18 protein-coding genes are annotated in these 17,847 nt (G+C 62.8%); 9 read left to right on the top strand and 9 right to left on the bottom strand.

The window, feature by feature from the left end:
* Window positions 1–6 precede the first annotated feature (6 nt).
* Both AC02Y0_RS13615 and AC02Y0_RS13610 read right to left on the bottom strand, forming a co-directional pair.
* A complete protein-coding gene (locus tag AC02Y0_RS13615; RefSeq protein WP_476379436.1) occupies window positions 7–777 on the bottom strand; it encodes a transporter substrate-binding domain-containing protein in 771 nt (256 codons plus the stop codon).
* Window positions 778–817: 40 nt separating this feature from the next.
* Window positions 818–1,612, bottom strand: a complete 795-nt coding sequence (locus tag AC02Y0_RS13610; RefSeq protein ID WP_476379435.1) for an ABC transporter ATP-binding protein — start codon at window positions 1,610–1,612, stop codon at window positions 818–820.
* Between the two features lie 182 nt (window positions 1,613–1,794).
* Here AC02Y0_RS13610 and AC02Y0_RS13605 point away from each other — a divergent pair, with 182 nt between their 5' ends.
* The 5 genes from AC02Y0_RS13605 to AC02Y0_RS13585 all read left to right on the top strand — a co-directional run bounded on the left by AC02Y0_RS13605 (window position 1,795) and on the right by AC02Y0_RS13585 (window position 7,190).
* Entirely contained in the window at window positions 1,795–2,265 is a 471-nt protein-coding gene (locus AC02Y0_RS13605) for an Lrp/AsnC family transcriptional regulator (RefSeq protein ID WP_102019653.1), read from the top strand.
* Window positions 2,266–2,382: 117 nt separating this feature from the next.
* Window positions 2,383–3,309 carry a pirin family protein gene (locus AC02Y0_RS13600; protein WP_476379434.1) on the top strand — a complete coding sequence of 309 codons (927 nt, stop codon included), beginning with the start codon at window positions 2,383–2,385 and terminating at the stop codon, window positions 3,307–3,309.
* Window positions 3,310–3,399: 90 nt separating this feature from the next.
* On the top strand, window positions 3,400–5,319 hold the full coding sequence (gene dxs / locus AC02Y0_RS13595; protein WP_476379433.1) for a 1-deoxy-D-xylulose-5-phosphate synthase: 1,920 nt from the start codon (window positions 3,400–3,402) through the stop codon (window positions 5,317–5,319).
* 340 nt (window positions 5,320–5,659) lie between these two features.
* Window positions 5,660–6,844: an MFS transporter gene (locus AC02Y0_RS13590; protein ID WP_476379432.1), complete on the top strand. Its 1,185-nt coding sequence runs from the start codon at window positions 5,660–5,662 to the stop codon at window positions 6,842–6,844.
* Window positions 6,845–6,848: 4 nt separating this feature from the next.
* On the top strand, window positions 6,849–7,190 hold the full coding sequence (locus AC02Y0_RS13585; protein WP_476379431.1) for a YkgJ family cysteine cluster protein: 342 nt from the start codon (window positions 6,849–6,851) through the stop codon (window positions 7,188–7,190).
* Between the two features lie 4 nt (window positions 7,191–7,194).
* Here AC02Y0_RS13585 and AC02Y0_RS13580 read toward each other — a convergent pair whose 3' ends face one another.
* A complete protein-coding gene (locus tag AC02Y0_RS13580; RefSeq protein WP_476379430.1) occupies window positions 7,195–7,524 on the bottom strand; it encodes a hypothetical protein in 330 nt (109 codons plus the stop codon).
* A 194-nt stretch (window positions 7,525–7,718) separates the two neighbouring features.
* Here AC02Y0_RS13580 and AC02Y0_RS13575 point away from each other — a divergent pair, with 194 nt between their 5' ends.
* The 3 genes from AC02Y0_RS13575 (at window position 7,719) to AC02Y0_RS13565 (ending at window position 9,142) form a co-directional block, all read left to right on the top strand.
* The gene (locus AC02Y0_RS13575) at window positions 7,719–8,321 is read left to right on the top strand and encodes a superoxide dismutase (RefSeq protein WP_054148921.1); all 603 of its coding nucleotides are present in this window, start codon (window positions 7,719–7,721) and stop codon (window positions 8,319–8,321) included.
* A gap of 147 nt (window positions 8,322–8,468) precedes the next feature.
* Window positions 8,469–8,876, top strand: coding sequence for a hypothetical protein (locus tag AC02Y0_RS13570; protein WP_102019654.1), 408 nt, complete (start codon window positions 8,469–8,471; stop codon window positions 8,874–8,876).
* 8 nt (window positions 8,877–8,884) lie between these two features.
* Window positions 8,885–9,142 carry a DUF2188 domain-containing protein gene (locus AC02Y0_RS13565; RefSeq protein WP_102019478.1) on the top strand — a complete coding sequence of 86 codons (258 nt, stop codon included), beginning with the start codon at window positions 8,885–8,887 and terminating at the stop codon, window positions 9,140–9,142.
* A gap of 89 nt (window positions 9,143–9,231) precedes the next feature.
* On the opposite strand, the gene AC02Y0_RS13560 is transcribed toward AC02Y0_RS13565, so the two are convergent.
* The 6 genes from AC02Y0_RS13560 to AC02Y0_RS13535 form a co-directional block, all read right to left on the bottom strand.
* The gene (locus AC02Y0_RS13560) at window positions 9,232–11,076 is read right to left on the bottom strand and encodes a methyl-accepting chemotaxis protein (RefSeq protein WP_476379429.1); all 1,845 of its coding nucleotides are present in this window, start codon (window positions 11,074–11,076) and stop codon (window positions 9,232–9,234) included.
* A gap of 174 nt (window positions 11,077–11,250) precedes the next feature.
* Complete coding sequence (locus AC02Y0_RS13555) at window positions 11,251–13,257, bottom strand: methyl-accepting chemotaxis protein (protein ID WP_476384031.1); 2,007 nt, start codon at window positions 13,255–13,257, stop codon at window positions 11,251–11,253.
* A 225-nt stretch (window positions 13,258–13,482) separates the two neighbouring features.
* Window positions 13,483–14,511, bottom strand: a complete 1,029-nt coding sequence (locus AC02Y0_RS13550) for a DUF4424 domain-containing protein (protein WP_476379428.1) — start codon at window positions 14,509–14,511, stop codon at window positions 13,483–13,485.
* A gap of 81 nt (window positions 14,512–14,592) precedes the next feature.
* On the bottom strand, window positions 14,593–15,156 hold the full coding sequence (locus tag AC02Y0_RS13545; RefSeq protein WP_444557609.1) for a biotin transporter BioY: 564 nt from the start codon (window positions 15,154–15,156) through the stop codon (window positions 14,593–14,595).
* A gap of 27 nt (window positions 15,157–15,183) precedes the next feature.
* Window positions 15,184–15,789: an energy-coupling factor transporter transmembrane component T family protein gene (locus AC02Y0_RS13540; protein ID WP_476379427.1), complete on the bottom strand. Its 606-nt coding sequence runs from the start codon at window positions 15,787–15,789 to the stop codon at window positions 15,184–15,186.
* Complete coding sequence (locus AC02Y0_RS13535; protein ID WP_476379426.1) at window positions 15,783–16,463, bottom strand: energy-coupling factor ABC transporter ATP-binding protein; 681 nt, start codon at window positions 16,461–16,463, stop codon at window positions 15,783–15,785. The genes AC02Y0_RS13540 and AC02Y0_RS13535 overlap by 7 nt, the downstream gene beginning before the upstream one ends.
* 181 nt (window positions 16,464–16,644) lie before the next feature.
* On the opposite strand from AC02Y0_RS13535, the gene AC02Y0_RS13530 reads away from it, so the two are divergent.
* The gene (locus tag AC02Y0_RS13530; RefSeq protein WP_476379424.1) at window positions 16,645–17,832 is read left to right on the top strand and encodes a winged helix-turn-helix domain-containing protein; all 1,188 of its coding nucleotides are present in this window, start codon (window positions 16,645–16,647) and stop codon (window positions 17,830–17,832) included.
* The last annotated feature ends 15 nt before the right edge of the window (window positions 17,833–17,847 follow it).

Genomic DNA, 17,847 nt, shown 5'->3' with positions numbered 1-17,847 from the left:
TGCCGATTACTGGCCGTAGACGTCGAAGGTGAAGTAAGCCTTCGTGATCTCGTCATACTTGCCGGAGGCGCGGACGGCGGCGATCGCCGCATTCAGCTTGGCCTTGAGTTCGGTGTCTTCCTTGCGCAGGCCACCGCCGATGCCGGTGCCGAGAACGGATGGATCAGCCGCCACGTCGCCCATGTCGGCGCAGCAATCCTTGCCGAATTCGGTCTTGAGGAAGTCGGCAAGCGGGATCGCGTCGCCGAAGACATAGTCGATGCGGCCGGCGGAAAGATCCTGGAAGGCTTCGTCCAGGGTGGCGTAGGTCTGCTCCTCGGCCTTGTCGGCAAAGTGCTTCGCATAGTAGGCCGACTGCACGGTCGAGACCTGGATGCCGATGGTCTTGCCGTCGACGGCTTCAGGCGTCGCGCCCGGCGTCGCATCCTTCGGCCCGATCAGCTTGCTCGGCGTATTGTAGTATTTGTCGGTAAAGTCGATGGTCTTGAGGCGCTCCTCGGTAATCGACATCGACGACCAGATGACGTCGAACTTCTTCGTCTGCAGCGCCGGGATCAGGCCGTCCCAGGAAACATCGACGACCGAGCAGGTCTCCTTCATTTCCGCGCAGACGGCGTTCATCAGATCGATTTCCCAGCCCTTCCAGGTGCCCGAGGCATCCTTGGCGAAGAAGGGCGGATAGGCCTCGTTCATGATGCCGAAGCGGACTTCAGCCTGGGCGGTGACGGCGGTCGCGGCAAAGGCGGCACCGGCTAGAAGAAGGGAGATCAGTTTCATCGTCGTTTTCCCCGATTGGATTGAAGTTTGAGAAGGGTGTTCAGGCATTGGCTCCGCGCCCACCAAGGCTGCGGGTGAAGTCTCGGCAACGGGCACTTTTCGGGTCGCCGAAGACCTGGTCCGGCGGTCCCTGTTCCTCGACGCGCCCCTTGTCGAGGAACATCACATGGCTGGAGACCTCGCGGGCAAAGCTCATCTCGTGGGTGACGAGAAGCATGGTGCGGCCCTCTTCGGCCAGATCGCGGATGACCTTCAGCACTTCGCCGACAAGTTCGGGATCGAGCGCCGAAGTCGGCTCGTCGAACAGCATCACGGCCGGATCGACGCAGAGTGCGCGGGCAATCGCCGCGCGCTGTTGCTGGCCACCGGAGAGAAAGGCGGGATAGGCGTCACGCTTGTCGTAGAGCCCGACCTTGGCAAGCAGCGCTTCGGCCTTCTCGACCGCCTCCCGGCGCGGCATTTTAAGAACGTGGACGGGCGCCTCGATGACGTTTTCGAGCACCGTACGATGGGCCCAGAGATTGAAGCTCTGGAAGACCATGCCAAGCCCGGTGCGCAGCCGCTCCAGCTGCTTGCGGTCGGCGGCTTCGAGGCTGCCCTTGCGGGAGGGCTTGAGCTTCAGCTCTTCACCGCCCACCACGATGCGGCCGCGGTCGGGCGCTTCCAAAAGGTTGATGCAGCGGAGGAAGGTGCTCTTGCCCGAGCCGGACGAGCCGATGATCGAAATTACGTCGCCACGATGGGCTGTGGCTGAGATGCCCTTCAGAACCTCAATGCCGGCGAAACTCTTGTGAATGTCCTGCACGTCGAGCGCGGCCGGGGCGGTTCCTGTCATCTTGATCCCAGGTAGTTTGGCAATTCCGAGACCATAGGAGGCCGAAGCTGCGGATTTCGAGCGCATTTCCGACGCATGGCGGGAAAATCCTGCATGAATGCGTTGAATGCTGCGGAAAGATGGCGCAATCCGCCGCAATCGGTTATGCAGCGAAAAATGCGGTGCGCGAGGAGGGAGAACGCATGCCGGACAAGCTCGATCAATTCGACCGAAGCATCCTCGAAGTGGTGCAGCGGGACTGCCAGCTGAAGGCTGAGGCGATTGCCGACAAAGTGGGCCTGTCCCCCTCGGCTGTACAGCGCCGCCTGCGCCGTCTGCGCGACGAGGGCATCATCACCGCTGAGATTGCAGTGGTGAACCGCAAGGCGACAAGCTTTCCAATGACCTTCATCACAGGCATGGAAATCGAGCGTGACAACTATGATGCGCTCACGCGCTTCCGCGCTTGGGCCGACAAGCAGGAGCATGTCCAGCAAGTCTACTACGTCACCGGTCAGGTCGATCTCGTCGCCATCATCACCGCCCGCGATGTTGAGCATTACGACGATATCAGCGCCCAGCTGATGGCCGAGAACCCGCAAATCCGCCGCATGCACACCAATGTCGTGCTCCGCGACGTGAAGGTAGGCCTGCACATTCCGGTCAAGGAATAGGCGTCTCCTCCGTTCCGACGAATACTGAACGCTGCGTCACTGCGCGCGCAGTCGATCCGTTCTATGATCCTCATCGAGACCTGTTAGTCTTCACTGGATTGAACGAAGAGGTTTCCCATGTCCTTCTTTCCCGGAACCGATCCCGTCCCAGGTGACGCCTTTGCCTGCGACGCCATCGAACATCTGATCATTCCCCGCTCCAGCGATATCGGCGGTTTTTCCGTGCGCCGCGCGCTGCCCTCTGTCCGCCGCCGGCTTGTCGGCCCCTTCATCTTTTTCGACCGCATGGGGCCGACGATCCTGAAGGCGGACGAGGCCATGGATGTGCGCCCGCATCCGCATATCGGCCTCTCTACCGTCACCTATCTTTTCGACGGGGAGATCAAGCATCGCGACAGCCTCGGCACCGAGCTGGTCATCGCGCCTGGCGATATCAACCTGATGACGGCAGGGCGCGGCATCGTGCATTCCGAGCGCACGCCGGAAAACCTGCGCGGCCATCCGCTCTCCATGTCCGGCCTACAAACCTGGATCGCGCTGCCCGACCAGCTGGAAGAGATCGACCCGGCTTTTGCCCATACGGCCAAGCGCGAACTGCCGACCTTTGCCGATCGCGGCGCCTCGGGTCGCGTTGTCATTGGATCCATGGGCGGCTTGCGTTCTCCGGTGAAGACCTTCTCCGAAACGCTTTATGTCGACCTGACGCTCGAAGCCGGCACCCGCTTCCCCTTCGACGCAAGCCAGGAGGAGCGCGCGCTCTATATTCTTTCGGGCGAGATCGAGATTGCCGGTGACCGCTTTGCCCCCGACCAGCTGCTCGTCTTCCGCCCCGGCGACGATATTACGCTCATCGGCGGCGCGACCGGTTGTCACGTCATGTTGTTCGGCGGTGCTGCACTCGGCACGCAGAAACATATCTGGTGGAACTTCGTTTCCTCGTCCAAGGAGCGCATCGAACAGGCCAAGGAGGAGTGGAGAACTGGCCGATTCGACATCGTTCCGGGGGACGAAGAGGAGTTCGTGCCTTTGCCGGAGGGCCGTTGACGTCTATATAACAGCGTGGTGTCGGATATTTGCCCAGTTCGTCTTGGGATGCTATCGCGCACCCAAACGAGTTGAAGAGGCAAGAGCCCCGTGACATCCATGCCCGATACGCCGCTGCTGGACAAGGTCGAGTTCCCGAGAGATCTGAAGGCCATCGAGGACCGCGATCTGCCGCAGCTGGCGCGCGAAGTGCGCGACGAGATGATCGATGCCGTGTCGAAAACGGGTGGTCATCTGGGGGCAGGCCTCGGCGTCGTCGAGCTGACGATCGCAATCCACAAGGTCTTCGAGACGCCGGAGGATCGGCTGATCTTCGACGTCGGACACCAGTGCTATCCGCACAAGATCCTGACCGGCCGCCGTGAGCGCATCCGTACGCTGCGCCAGGAAGACGGCCTCTCCGGCTTCACCAAGCGCGCCGAGAGCGAATACGATCCCTTCGGTGCTGCCCATTCCTCGACCTCGATCTCCGCCGGCCTCGGCATGGCAGTCGCCGCCGAACTGTCGAAGACCGACCGCAAGGTGATCGCCGTCATCGGCGATGGCGCGATGTCCGCCGGCATGGCCTATGAGGCGCTCAACAATGCCGGCGCCCTCGATGCACGCCTGATCGTCATCCTCAACGACAACGACATGTCGATTGCCCCGCCGACAGGCGCGATGAGCGCTTATCTCGCGCGTCTCGCCTCCGGTCGCAGCTACATGGGCTTCCGTGAGTTCGGCAAGAAGCTGACAGCCTATCTCGGCAAGACCGTCGACCGCGCGATCACCCGCGCCGTCGAACATGCCCGTGGGTATGTGACCGGCGGCACGATGTTCGAGGAGCTCGGTTTCTACCATATCGGCCCGATCGATGGTCATTCCTTCGACCACCTTCTGCCTGTGCTGCGCAATGTTCGCGACAATGCCAAGGGTCCGGTGCTGATCCATGTCGTGACCCAGAAGGGCAAGGGCTATGCACCTGCGGAAGCCGCTGCCGACAAGTATCACGGCGTCAACAAGTTCGACGTGATCACCGGTACCCAGGCCAAGGCAAAGCCGAACGCACCGGCCTATACCGCCGTCTTCGCCGATGCCCTGGTCGAGGAAGCCCGCCACGACGACAAGATCGTCGGCATCACCGCCGCCATGCCGAACGGCACCGGCCTCGACAAGCTGCAGTCGCTCTTCCCCGAGCGCACTTTTGACGTCGGCATCGCCGAACAGCATGCGGTGACCTTCGCAGCCGGCCTTGCCGCCGAAGGCTTCAAGCCCTTCTGCGCGCTCTATTCCACCTTCCTGCAGCGCGGTTATGACCAGGTCGTCCACGACGTCGGCATCCAGGGCCTGCCAGTGCGCTTCCCGATCGACCGCGCCGGTTTCGTCGGCGCCGACGGCCCGACCCATGCCGGCTCCTTCGACACAGGTTTCCTTGCAGCACTGCCGGGCTTCGTGGTTATGGCCGCGGCCGACGAGGCAGAGCTGAAGCATATGGTGCGTACGGCAGCTGCCTACGACGAAGGCCCGATCTCGTTCCGCTATCCGCGTGGTGAAGGTGTGGGTGTTCCCATGCCCGAGCGCGGCGAGATCCTTGAGATCGGCCGTGGCCGCATCGTCAAGCAGGGCTCGAAGGTCGCACTCCTCTCCTTCGGCACGCGTCTGGCCGACTGTCTGCTGGCCGCCGAAGACCTCGACGCCGCAGGCCTCTCGACCACCGTTGCCGACGCCCGCTTCGCCAAGCCGCTGGACCACGACCTGATCCGCCAGCTCGCCCGCCACCACCAGGTGGTCGTGACGGTCGAAGAAGGCGCCGTCGGCGGCTTCGGCAGTCATGTCATGCATTTCCTCGTCAACGAGGGCCTGCTCGACAACGGCCTCAAGGTCCGCTCGCTCGTGCTGCCCGACGTCTGGATGGACCAGGCCAAGCCCGAAACCATGTATGCCAAGGCCGGACTGGATTCCGCAGGCATCCTGAAGACGGTGTTTGCGGCGCTGGGCCAGGATGTGCCGGGTGTGATTACGGCGGGCTGAGGCGGCAAGGTTGATCTTTGACGCAGCGTGCGAGACAATCTTGTATGAGCAACAGAGACCGGCCAGGCAACAGCACAAGCAACTGCGAGCTTCATTTCAGCAGGGAGCATGTCACAGTGCTCAAGCCTGAGGACCATGCGGTCTTCTTTGACGCAATAGACAACCCGCCGGCACCGACCGTCGCGCTTCGGGATGCTTTTGTTCGGTACATGGAACGTATCACTTCAAATCATCAGGGCTCAGAGGCAGACGTCCAAAGCCTCTCTCTGGACTTCCCCCGATCCCCCCGTTAGACCGGGCCTTCCAGCATTAGACCCTGAACAAGGGTTCCGGAGGCTCTATGCACACGGCACACACCACGGATATCGCACCCGACTTCGCGCCCGACTGGGCAGCGATCGCGGTCGTCATCCTTGGGGTCACCGCCTTTGCTGTGGGGCAGGGGCTCACCTATCCGCTGATCGCGCTGATCTTGGAAAGCCGGGGTGTCTCCTCCAGCATGGCGGGTTTGAACGCCTCGGTCTTTGCGCTTGGCCTAGCCTCGTCGACGCTGATGATCGGGACGCTGACCCAGAGGATGCGCGGTGACCGGCTGATCGTCGCCTCGCTGCTCGGCGTCTCCGTCTGCCTGGCCACCTTCTCGGTCTTCGACCAGCTCTGGATCTGGTTCGTCGCCCGCTTCCTGCTCGGCTTCTGCACCAGCATCATCTACACGGTCTCCGAAGCCTGGCTGAACACCGCCTGTCCGGACCGCCTGCGTGGCCGCGTGTCGGGGGCCTATAGCGCCGGCATGTGTGCAGGCTTTGCAGCAGGTCCGCTCGCCATTCCGCTTGTCGGCATTGAGGACGGCTTCGCCTTTGCGCTGACGGCGGCCTATGTCGCACTCGTCGCCTTCGCCTCGGTCATGCTCGGCCGTTATGCCAAGACCAAGCCGGAAGCCTCGGAAGCCGGTGGCCTTCTCACCTTCGTCAAGCTCGCGCCGGTCCTGACGCTGATGGTCGTCGCCTTCGGCTTTTCCGATATTGCGGCGATTTCGATGATCCCGCTCTATTTCGTCGAGCGTGGCTACAGCCAGAACTTCGCCGCCTTCGTCGTCACAATGGTGGCCTTGCCAACGGCGCTGGCCCAGCCCTTCGTCGGCTGGCTGCTCGACCGGCTGTCGCGGCCCGTCATCGCCGTCTCCGGATCGCTGATCACCGCTGCCGCTTTCCTCGTACTGCCTTTCATGACATCCCAGGCGGCCCTGCTGATCACCATCTCGATCCTCGGTGCAGCCAGCTTCTCGCTCTACACCGCAGCGCTTACCCTGCTCGGCGAACGTTTCCGTGGCGGTCTTCTCGTCTCTGGCAGCGCGGTCTTTGCGCTGGCCTACGCGATCGGCAGTGCCGCCGGCTCCGGCAGCACGGGCCTCACCATGGATCTGATCTCGGTCGATGCCGGCCCGGTATTCGTTGGCCTCTTGATGCTGGGCTTCACCGGCTTCTTCGCCCTCAACCTGATGCGCGTCCGCGCCGCGAGGCGGTGAACCCATGCTGGAAACCTCTCCGCCCGACATCTTTGATTGCCAGGCCTGCGGCGCCTGCTGCGCCTATTCTGCCGAGTGGCCGCGCTTTTCGATGGAGACGGATGAAGAGATCGCCGCCATCCCCGAAGCGATGATCGCCAAGGATGAGAGCGGCATGAAGTTCGAGAATGGGCGCTGTGCGGCACTCACCGGCGAAGTCGGCAAGCATGTCGGCTGCGCCGTCTATCTCGTGCGCCCGCATGTCTGTCGCACCTGCATGCCCGGCGATGAGGAATGCAAGATTGCTCGCGCCGAGTTCGGCTTTCCGATCGATGGCCTGCCGGAGCCCGAGGTCTACGACGCCTGAGGCCTTAGGGCACAGTGATCGTCACCTGGTCGGCCGGCAGCTCGCCGCCGATCTCTGCCGCCTGGCTCTTCTTGTCATAGACGCAGATCGAGCTGACAGTGGCGTCCGCGCCCACCGCCTTGCCGGTCAGAACAGCAACCCCGTAGCTTTCCGTCCCGAAGGGATCGACGACCACTTTCGGCTGCTCGATACGTCCCTCGGCCAGCACAGTGCACTTGGCGGCGACATCCTTGGCGAATTCGTCCCAGGCATCGCTCGACGAGGCGAACGCCGGTGAGGGAAGGCTGATCAAGGCAAGTGCTGTAGCCGCGAGAGGCGGGCGGGAACGGAACATGGGGAACCTCGGTTGGGTGCATTGTGGCGCGGAGCGTCGGCCGGAACACCAAGTCGCGCAAGTCCAAAAACGGAAGACATTTCTTTCGCTTGAAGGCCGGATTTTGGAAGGGCAAAGGTTGCCTGAGCGATGTTCCGCACCTATGTTCCCGTCACCTGCCAAAACGCAATCCATTTGCCAAAAGGAGATCTCACATGGCCTTCGAATTGCCCGCCCTCCCGTATGCTTACGACTCGCTGGCACCGTTCATGTCGGCTGAAACGCTGGAGTTTCACCACGACAAGCACCACCAGGCCTATGTGACCAATGGCAACAACCTCCTGAAGGATTCGGGCCTCGAAGGCCTGTCGCTCGAAGAAGTCGTCAAGCAGTCCTATGGCAAGAACGCCGGCCTCTTCAACAATGCAGGCCAGCATTACAACCACATCCACTTCTGGAACTGGATGAAGAAGGATGGCGGCGGCAACAAGCTTCCGGGCAAGCTGCAGGCTGCAGTCGACAGCGATCTCGGCGGCTATGACAAGTTCAAGGCCGATTTCGTCGCAGCCGGCACCACCCAGTTCGGCTCCGGCTGGGCCTGGCTCTCCGTCAAGGATGGCAAGCTCGAAATCTCCAAGACCCCGAACGGCGAAAGCCCGCTGATCCACGGCGCATCCCCGATCCTCGGCGTCGACGTCTGGGAACACTCCTATTACATCGACTACCGCAACGCCCGTCCGAAGTACCTCGAAGCCTTCGTCGACAGCCTGATCAACTGGGATTACGTGCTCGAAATGTACGAAGCCGCGACGAAGTAATCGTCCCGCAGACTTCGCTTTTCGACGCCCGGTGCCTCGCACCGGGCGTTTTTCGTTCCAGACGCGCTCTGAAATTCTGCAAATGGAACCATCCGGCATTCGCAACGTTTCTTCGGCAACACCACGAACAACGGAAAGGGTATCACCATGGCGTCTTCCAACCTCCAGGCAGAACTTCGTGAACTGCGCGAACAGATGAATGATCTCAAGGACATGATCAGCCGCGAAGCTGGCCGCAGCAGCCGCAACGTACGCAACCGTGCCTCCGAAGCGCTGGACGAAGCTGGCCGCGCGGCCTCTTCCGTCACCGGCTACGATCGCGATGACATCCGCAACCGCGCGTCTGACGTCGTCAACGGCGCGACCCGCACGGCCCATGTCGTGGCTGACTACGCCCGCGAAGGCGCAGACACGGTCGCTGGCGTCGTTCGCCGTCATCCGGCTGCCGCCACCTCCGCTGGCCTGATCACGCTCGGTATCGTCGGCGGTGTCGTCGGTTACCTGCTTGCCAATTCCACTCCGCCGGCCCGTGACAGCCGCTGGCGCTGGAACTGAGACTAGCCATGGTCAAGGTGACCTATCACGTCGTGGAGCATGACGAAGGTTATGCCTACCGTCTGGGCAACGTTTATTCGGAACCCTACCCGACGCACGACGAAGCGGTGGCTGCAGCCCGCAAGGCCGCAGGCGCCCAGCAACTGACCGATGGCGACGCCGAAATCAGCTGGCAGAATGCCGAAGGTGAGTGGATCCACGAACATGCGGACGGTGCGGACCGCCCCATGACGGACGTCGTCGATGATGTCGAAGACGACCGGTAAGCCTGATCGTTTTTGAGTTCAGGCCAAAGGAAAGCCCGTGGCGCGAGCCACGGGCTTTCTCATTTTTATGTGGTTGACAGTAATGCCTGTCAGGCGGCCCGGCGGTGTCCGTCACGCGTTGATGGCAGCTTGAAACGCTGGATCATCTGGCTGAGCGAGCCGGCCTCTGTCGCAAGCCTGGTCGCTTCATTGCTCGACTGTTCGGAGACCTGCGCATTCTGCTGGGTGACGATGTCGAGCGTGTCGACCGCCCCGCCGATATCGCGCAGATTGCTCGCCTGGTCCTGAGTGAAGTCGGCGATGGCGTCCATGTGCTCGTTCATCGTCTGGATCAGCGTACCGATTTCCAGCAGGGTCTCACCCGTGCCATGCACGAGGCGCACGCCGTTCTCCACCTGAGACGTGGAGTTCTGGATCAGTGTCTTGATCTCCTTCGCCGCATTCGCCGAGCGCTGGGCGAGCTCGCGGACCTCCTGGGCGACAACGGCAAAACCCTTGCCGGCTTCGCCTGCACGGGCTGCCTCGACACCGGCGTTCAGTGCCAGGAGGTTGGTCTGGAAGGCAATCTCGTCGATCACACCGATGATGTTGGAGATCTGCTGGGCGCTTTCCTCGATGCGATGCATCGCCTCTTCCGCCTCGGTCACGACCTTGCCGGAGGTGAGCGCGCTGCCATTGGCCTTCTTCGCAACGGTCTGCGCTTCCGCCACCCGCTGGTTGGCGGCAGCGACAGTCGCGTTGATCTCCTTCAGCGATGCGGCGGTCTGCTCAAGCGATGCCGCCTGGCTTTCGGTTCGGCGGGCGAGGTCTCGTGCGCCACCGGCGATGGTCGCGCTACCACCATCGATAATGCCTGCCGTCTGGCGGATCATGTCCATCGTGGCTGCGAGTTCTCGAACAGACGAGTTGAAGTCATGCCGCAGCGCCTCGAAGCTCTCAGCAAAGGGCTGTTCGATCTGGAAGGCGAGATCACCGGTCGCAAGACGACGAAGACCCCCAGCAAGGCCGGCCGTTGCCACACGCAGCCGTTCGGCCGCCTCATCCTCGGCGCGGCGCTCGACTTCGAGACGGTGCGCCTCGGCCTTTTGCCGGGCCTGGTCCGCTTCGGATTCCAGTGCCTTGTTGCGTCGCAGATTGTCACGGAAGACTTCGAGCGCGCGGGCCATGATACCAAGTTCGTCGCGCCGCTCGCGGTTCTCGATCTCGATGTCCAGCTGGCCGCCCGCAAGCTTCTCCGTCGCCTGGGTCAGGTTGCGAAGTGGGTTGATGGCCGTGATGCGCAGCATGGCGACCACGAGTGCGATCATCAGGCCGATCGCGCCGGCGCCCATCCACACCCGCGTCCAGACATTGGCGCGCCAGGCGGCGAGTTCCGGGGCCAGATTGACCTCGGCGCTGTAGACGCCGATGACCTCTCCCGGCTGAATATTCATCTGTGCGGTATGACAGGCCGCGCACTTTTCGTCGGAGGCGCTGCCCTGTCCCAGCACGACCGGGCGGGTCATGCGGAAAGTCTCGCCTTCGAGACTGTTCAGCGTCTGCAGCTTGTCGATCGTCTGTTGGTCGAGCGCGTCACGGGGGCTCTCGAACTCGGTCTCTCCTTGCGCCCTCTGGAAGTCGATGACCTTCGGGCCCATCACCAGCCAGATCTTGACGCTGCCGCCGGCATTGGAGAACTGCTCCATCGTCCCATCGAGCGTCTCGATTGCCGGATCGTCCTCGCCAACTTCCTTGCGGTTCAGCATGGCCTGGGTGTGCACGGACTCGAGCATATCAAGTGCAGCGTCGCCGCGCATGGCCGCCTTGTCCGTCAGGCTCAGCCGCTCGGCGGAAATCTCATAGGCTGCGGTGCCTGCCTGTATGGCGGCCACCGCGATCCCGATCCCGAGCACCATCTGCACCGAGAGCGGTATTTTCTTCAACGAATTCAGCATGTTTTGTCCCATCCCCACGGCCGCTGGTACGGCCCCGTCAATCGCGGCAGGATGGCGAGATATCGTTAATTCTTTGGGCAAGAACCGCTAAATTTTGCGGTATTTCTTAAACCCTCATTGAGGATAACGGCACGCCTGCGGGAGACGGCCGGGCTTCACAGCCCGGCCCTGAAATCAGAATTCCGTCCAGTCCTGCTTTGCCGGTTCGCCGGGTGCCGCAGAAGCGATGCCGAAGGCGCGACCGAGCTTGCCGGCCAGTGCCCGGGCAGGCGAGGGGGCCGGGTTATGCAAAGCGGAAGCCGCGGCCGGTTGACGGAGAGCGGGCTGTCGAACAGGGGCGGGCGAGGTTGCGGCTACACGATGCTGCGCCATTCTTCCTGCAGGCGCTGCACCAGACTGACCGAGCCGGAACTGCGCAAGCAGCGTGTTCAGCGAGTCCGCTTCTGCCGCCAGCGTATGCGAGGCCGCCGTCTGCTCCTCGACCATGGCCGCATTCTGCTGCGTGCCCTGGTCCATGGCGGTTACCGCGAGATTGATCTCCTGCAAACCGGTCGACTGTTCGCGCGCCGCAGTGACGATCGCGCCGACGTGGTGGCTGATCTCCTGGACGGCGTTGACGATCTTCTCGAGCTCCGTGCCGGTCTCACCGACGAGTGCCACGCCATTTCCGACCTGGGCGGTCGATTTCGAGATCAGCGCCTTGATCTCCTTCGCGGCATTGGCGGAGCGCTGGGCAAGTTCCCGCACTTCCTGGGCAACGACCGCAAAGCCCTTGCCCGCCTCGCCAGCGCGTGCGGCCTCGACGCCGGCGTTGAGCGCCAGCAGATTGGTCTGGAAGGCAATATCCTCGATCACGCCGATGATGTTGGAGATCGACTGGGAAGACTGCTCGATCTCTGTCATGGCAGACACGGCATTGCGCACCACCTCGCCGGAGCGCTCGGCGCCGGACCGCGTGCTTTCGACCAACTGGCCGACATCTTCGGCGCGCTTTGCCGTGTCGCGCACGGTCTTGGTGACCTGTTCGACGGCGGCAGCGGTTTCCTCGACGGAGGCCGCCTGCTGCTCGGTGCGCTTTGCAAGATCGTCCGCCGAAGAGCGGATCTCGGCTGCGCCGGCATGGATCGCCTGCGCATTGGCACCCACTGTTCTCAGCGCCGCATGCAGCTTCTCGAGCGACTCGTTGAAATTCCCTCGCAGGCTGTCGAGATGAGCCGCGAAGGGTTTCTCCAGGCGAAACACCACGTCACCGTCGGACAGCGCCGAAAGGCCCTGTGCGAGTTCGGTCATGGCAAAGCGCACTTCTTCCGCCTCGCGGGCCTTTTCCGCTTCCGCCCGCTGGCGGTCGGCCTCGGCCTGTTCGCGCAAGCTACGGCGCTCGTCGGACATGCGCGCGCTCTCGATCGCGGCATCCTTGAAGACGAGCACGGCCTTGGCCATGCGGCCCACTTCATCGCCACGGTCGACAGCCGGCACATCCACGGCGTGGTCGCCGGCGGCCAGCCGCGTCATGGCATTGGTCATGCCGGTGATCGGTGTGACGATAGAGCGGGCAAGCAGCCAGATCAGGCCGACGGCAAACACGCCGGCAACGCCCGCACCGAGCACCAGCGCCAATTCCAGCGCCAAGTGCGCAGCCTCGAGACGCGCGCGGGTCGCTGCCGTCTCGGTGGCGAGCACGCCCTTGATATCCGTGGCGGCAGCCCGGAACGTATCCAGAGCACCTGCCGCGTCAGACGTGCCGATCGCGGCGATGTCTTCAATGGCCGTCTGACCCGCTTTGCGGGCGGCGATCTGCGGCTCGGCCACTTTATTGGCGTAGGCGTCTGCGGCAGCGCGCATGGCGTCCACACGCGCGGTAAGCGCGCTGTCATTTCCGGCAAGCGTGCGGGCTTCGCCAAGGGCTGCCTCGAGCGCCTTGCGCTCTGTCGCAACCGCCGCCAGCGTGCTTTCGCTGCCGAACAGCAGATAGCCGCGCTCATTGGCTGCCTGCTCGGCCATGGCAGTGGCCGCCGCATCGACGAGGTTGACGATGCGTTGTGCCCGATCCTGTTCGATCAGCGTGGTCTTTGCCGTGTAAGCCTGGACGAAGACGACAACCGAGGCCAGGAAACATCCGGCCATGATGGTGCAAAAGGTAAGGATCAGCTTCTTGCTGAGAGAAAGGTTGTTGAGAAACATGTCGTGACTTTCGGGCGCGCGAAATGGGCAGACGGCCGGAGACCCGGCGTCGCGATGCAGCGGTGACATGATCCGTTCGGGCGTTTGCGTCTCCGTCATGGAGCGCTCAGGGGGACACCGGAAACGACCGATCAGCCGGGATCCTCTTCGAAACGATTTTACAAGCCGTTACCAGATCATGCGCGAATTTGCCTGACCGGTGAGATTCGATTGCAAGCGTAACTGTTACGGTTGGTCCTGCATCGCGACCTTGTTTGTAACGACCAGCAGGATGTTGAGATCGTTCGACGGATAGTAATCCTTGGCCCGCATTTCGAAGGTGGTTGGCCCTGTCTTCTTCACGCCTTCGCCGCAGAAGCTGACGATCGAATCCTCATTCAGCTTGTCGACGGTCAGGTGAAAGTCACCGATCGGTCCGTACCAGTTGTTACCGGTCGTCAGGATGTAGGAGAGCCACTGCTCGAAATAATAGACGCCGGCATCGGGGTTCTGCTTCTTTTCGAGCTTGATCGCGGCATTGAGGAAGTCCTTATCGACACAGTAGCGCTTCTGGTAGTCGGCATAGGAATCGGAAGGCTTGCCGTCCCACATGAAGACGAGGCCCGCGCTTCCGCCGACGCTCGGGCGATAGCGATGCTCGACTTCGACCTCGGCGCCGGCCGGAAAGGTCGTCTCCCACCAGTAGATGGATTCAAGCTCCCAGACGGGAACGTATTCCGGCTCGGATGTGCCGCCCATCCCGTAGTTGAGGTCGACGATCAGTCCCTTGGCCAGCCAGTCCTTGATGACGTCGGGCTCCAGCGTCTTCAGCGCTTCCGTCGTTTCCTTCAGGAGCGGCTGGAGCGGGATCTCCTGGCTTTCGACGTCAGCGGTAAAATCGATGCCGCGCACCAGCACGCGCTGCTGCAGGTTCGCCTCGATCGCCTCGCCGTCCTGGACCACGGAGAAGTCCATGAAGTTGTCGCTCTGCTCGTCGGGGACTGCCGACATGATCTCCACCGGTCCGCCGATCTTCGGCATGGGGAAGGCGACGATCGTCTTCACGGGCTTGTCCGTAGTGTTGCGGTAGAGATACTTCACCTCTACCTTTTCCGGCGAGATGTAGAGATCTTCCTTCGCCATGGTGATCTCTTCGCTGCGCGTGAACACCAGTCCACCGGCTTCAAGCGTGGCCATGGAATCATTTGCCATCGTGGACGTGGCGGCAAGCGCTTGCAAAGCGCAGGCGAGCAGAATTCTCGGCAGTGTCGTCACGGTTCAAATCCCCCGGAACCTAAAACGGAAAATGCCACCTTAGCGGTGGCATTTCGATTCTTGAACGACGCTTTCTGGGTGTTACGCGCGCGCCGGCAGAAGCGGATAGCCGACGATCACGGCGCGGGCTGCAAGCGTGGCGATCGCGGCCTTGACCAGATCGCCCGGGATGAAGGCGAGCGAGCCGAGGACCACCTTGTCGAACGGCGTGCCGGCCACGACCGAAAGCCACGGCATGCCGCAGAGATAGACGACGCCGATACCGCCGACGACGCTGGCCACGAAGAAGCCGGTCATCTGCTTGACGGCCGACTGGCCCTCGCGGACCAGCTTTTCAGCGAGGAAGCCAGTGACGAAGGCGCCAATGATCCAGCCGAAGATATAGCCGCCGGTCGGCCCCATCAGCACGTTGAGACCGCCCCGACCGCCCGAAAGCACTGGAAGTCCGACGGCGACGAGCACGACGAGCAGTGCGTAAGACAGCGCCCCGCGCTTGGCGCCGATGATGCAGCCGGCGAGCATGACGCCCATCGACTGGGCCGTGATCGGAACCGGCAGCAGCGGGATCGGCACGGGCGGAATGAAGCCGAGCACAATGATGATGGCGGTGAAGAGTGCGGCAAGCACGAGGTCTCTGGTGGTCATGAAAGGTCCCCGAAAAAGATCGCTCCGTTACTGGCCCCGAATGCCCCGCGCGTCAATCGCCTCCGCGATCCTGTCCGCATCCTTCAACGTCGAAATGATCAGCGGCCCGAGCATGCGCGACAGCTTCACCGGGATGCCCCGCGCCGCATGCGCCTCCCTCAGCGCCTCGTAACGCCCGGCAATCTCCGGTACGAAACGCAGCACCAGCCCCAGCGCGAGACCCAGATCGGCGGCTTTCATGAGGCCGAGCCGCTCCAGTGGCCGGGCGAGATCGGTGACCGCAGCCATGAAATCGGCAATCGTCGTGGACGCCGTCACGGCCGCCGCAACAAACAGGATCGCAATGAGCCTGAGCGTTGTGACCAAGGCCTCGAGCGGCGAGAGCAGCAGGAGATTGACCGCCGCCAGAAAGCCGATCGTGAACAGCACGGGCCGGAGCCGCCTGAAGCCCTCGGCCAGTCCGACACCTGTGGAAAGATAGAGCAAGCCGGTCAGCACCGTGGCGGCCCCGAGCACGACCAACTGGTCGACGAAATAGAGCGCCAGCCCAAAGGCCATCAACCCGAAAAGCTTCGGCTTCACCGGGATACGATGCAGCAGGCTTTGCCCCTCCACATGCAGGCTCGTCAGCATCCGGCGATCTCCCGGTAGCGGGCGATCGCCTCGCCTCCGTGTCCGTCGAACGCGAGCGCGCCTTGATGGAAGACCAGCACGCGGGAAAAATCCGCAACGAGCTCCAGGTCGTGGCTGATCACCACAGCCTGTTCGCCAAGCCCGTCGATCGCCGCCTTCACCCGGGCACGGTTCCTGAGATCAAGCTGATTGGTCGGCTCGTCGAAGATGACGACGTCAGGCCGGTTGACGCAGACGGAGGCGAGTGCGGCAAGCTGCAGCTCCCCGCCGGAGAGCTCATGGGGCCGCCGCGGGCCAAGATCGCTGATGCCGAAGCGGGCCAGCGCCTCATCGACCAGCCGCTCGACCTCCGCGGCATCAAGCCCCCGCGACGTCGGCCCGAGCGCCACGTCATCACGGATGACAGGCAGGATGATCTGATTGCCGGGGTTCTGGAAAATAAATCCAGTCTTCGCCCGCGCCGCCTTCTCGTCCGTCACGGTATCCAGCCCATCCAGCGTCACCGTGCCGGAGGAGGGCTTGGCGAGCCCCGCAATCAGCCGCGCGAAACTCGTCTTGCCGGAGCCATTCAGCCCGATCACGCCGACACGCGGCTCGACAAGCGACAGCGAAAGCGGCTGCAAGGCCACGCGGTCGCCGAAGCGCAGGTCTGCGTTATCGAAGCGGATGTGCAATGTGTGGGGTCTCCGAGGGCAGTTTGTGATCCTATAGACCGACGAGGATGGCGGTGCCAGAGGTCATAACTCCCACCCGCTAGCGGGGCGGGGCTGCCCTCTGCCATCAACAGCACCCGCAATCCACAACCTCCGATATTCAGCGATTGAACAAACCACGAACATGCCCTAGCCTGCCTCCATGTCGATTCCGGTCCCCAACGCCCTTGCACGAAAAATCTTCCTCGAACGGCAGGGCCTGTCCCGCTCGCCGACGAAGGCGCTCGGGCGTGAGGGGCTCTACGATCTGATCCATGACCTCGGCTTTGTTCAGGTCGACAGCATCCAGTGGGTCGAGCGGGCGCATCACCAGATCCTCTTTTCCCGCAACCAGACCTATCGCCAGTCCGATCTTGCCCATCTGGCCGAGAAGGATCGCTCACTGTTCGAGCACTGGACGCATGATGCCTCGGTCATCCCCTCGGCCTTCTTCCCCTATTGGAAGCACCGCTTCGTCCGCCGCGAGGAGCGCATTCGGCAGAACTGGGCGAGATGGCAGGGGGAGGGCTTCGATCAGGCCTTTGAAGAAACCTACGCCCGAATCCGTGACCATGGTCCGGTCATGGCGCGGGACGTGAAGGCCGAAGACCACAAGTCCGGCGGCTGGTGGAACTGGCATCCCTCGAAGACGGCACTCGAATTCCTCTGGCACACCGGCAAGCTTGCGATCGCGCGGCGCGAGGGTTTTCAGAAAGTCTATGACCTCGCTGAGCGCGTGATCCCCGCCGACCATCACGCAGCCGAAGTCGACCACGAGACCTTCGTCGACTGGGCCTGCCGGGCAGCTCTCACCCGGCTCGGTTTCGCGACATCTGGCGAGATCGCCGCCTTCTTCGACATCGTCACGCCGGATGAAGCCAAGGCCTGGGTGGCCTCCCATCGCGACGAGTTGGAAGAGCTGCAGCTCGAAACCGTCGACGGGAAACCGCGCGCCTCCTTCGCCTTCGCCGCGCAGGTTCCTGCACTGCTCGACGCCCCCGAGCCACCGGGGCGCATCCGCGTTCTCTCGCCCTTCGATCCCCTGATCCGCGACCGAAACCGCACCGAACGCCTTTTCGGCTTCTTCTACCGCATCGAGGTCTTCGTGCCCGAGCCGAAGCGCCAATACGGCTATTACGTCTTTCCGCTGCTCGAAGGTGACCGATTGATCGGCCGCATCGACATGAAGGCTGAGCGCCGAGAAGGCGTGCTGGATGTCCGCCGCGTCTGGCTTGAGCCGGGCATCAAGCCGAGCGCCGGCCGTCTGGAGAAGCTGGAGGCAGAACTCCAGCGCGTCTCCCGCTTCGCCGGCATGGAAGCCGTGCGCCTGCAGCCCGGCTGGCTCGGCTGAACAAACCCAAACACC

It is taken from the genome of Allorhizobium sp. nf9_anc (assembly GCF_056323085.1).
Note: the sequence above shows the minus strand (reverse complement) of the source record. Positions and strands in the feature narration are given on the sequence as shown.

What these genes read in the sequence shown, in the direction of transcription:
- AC02Y0_RS13615 (WP_476379436.1), bottom strand. Translation starts at nt 777, where the DNA reads ATGAAACTGATCTCCCTTCTTCTAGCCGGTGCCGCCTTTGCCGCGACC.
- AC02Y0_RS13610 (WP_476379435.1), bottom strand. Translation starts at nt 1,612, where the DNA reads ATGACAGGAACCGCCCCGGCCGCGCTCGACGTGCAGGACATTCACAAG.
- AC02Y0_RS13605 (WP_102019653.1), top strand. Translation starts at nt 1,795, where the DNA reads ATGCCGGACAAGCTCGATCAATTCGACCGAAGCATCCTCGAAGTGGTG.
- AC02Y0_RS13600 (WP_476379434.1), top strand. Translation starts at nt 2,383, where the DNA reads ATGTCCTTCTTTCCCGGAACCGATCCCGTCCCAGGTGACGCCTTTGCC.
- AC02Y0_RS13590 (WP_476379432.1), top strand. Translation starts at nt 5,660, where the DNA reads ATGCACACGGCACACACCACGGATATCGCACCCGACTTCGCGCCCGAC.
- AC02Y0_RS13585 (WP_476379431.1), top strand. Translation starts at nt 6,849, where the DNA reads ATGCTGGAAACCTCTCCGCCCGACATCTTTGATTGCCAGGCCTGCGGC.
- AC02Y0_RS13580 (WP_476379430.1), bottom strand. Translation starts at nt 7,524, where the DNA reads ATGTTCCGTTCCCGCCCGCCTCTCGCGGCTACAGCACTTGCCTTGATC.
- AC02Y0_RS13575 (WP_054148921.1), top strand. Translation starts at nt 7,719, where the DNA reads ATGGCCTTCGAATTGCCCGCCCTCCCGTATGCTTACGACTCGCTGGCA.
- AC02Y0_RS13570 (WP_102019654.1), top strand. Translation starts at nt 8,469, where the DNA reads ATGGCGTCTTCCAACCTCCAGGCAGAACTTCGTGAACTGCGCGAACAG.
- AC02Y0_RS13565 (WP_102019478.1), top strand. Translation starts at nt 8,885, where the DNA reads ATGGTCAAGGTGACCTATCACGTCGTGGAGCATGACGAAGGTTATGCC.
- AC02Y0_RS13560 (WP_476379429.1), bottom strand. Translation starts at nt 11,076, where the DNA reads ATGCTGAATTCGTTGAAGAAAATACCGCTCTCGGTGCAGATGGTGCTC.
- AC02Y0_RS13555 (WP_476384031.1), bottom strand. Translation starts at nt 13,257, where the DNA reads ATGTTTCTCAACAACCTTTCTCTCAGCAAGAAGCTGATCCTTACCTTT.
- AC02Y0_RS13545 (WP_444557609.1), bottom strand. Translation starts at nt 15,156, where the DNA reads ATGACCACCAGAGACCTCGTGCTTGCCGCACTCTTCACCGCCATCATC.
- AC02Y0_RS13540 (WP_476379427.1), bottom strand. Translation starts at nt 15,789, where the DNA reads ATGCTGACGAGCCTGCATGTGGAGGGGCAAAGCCTGCTGCATCGTATC.
- AC02Y0_RS13530 (WP_476379424.1), top strand. Translation starts at nt 16,645, where the DNA reads ATGTCGATTCCGGTCCCCAACGCCCTTGCACGAAAAATCTTCCTCGAA.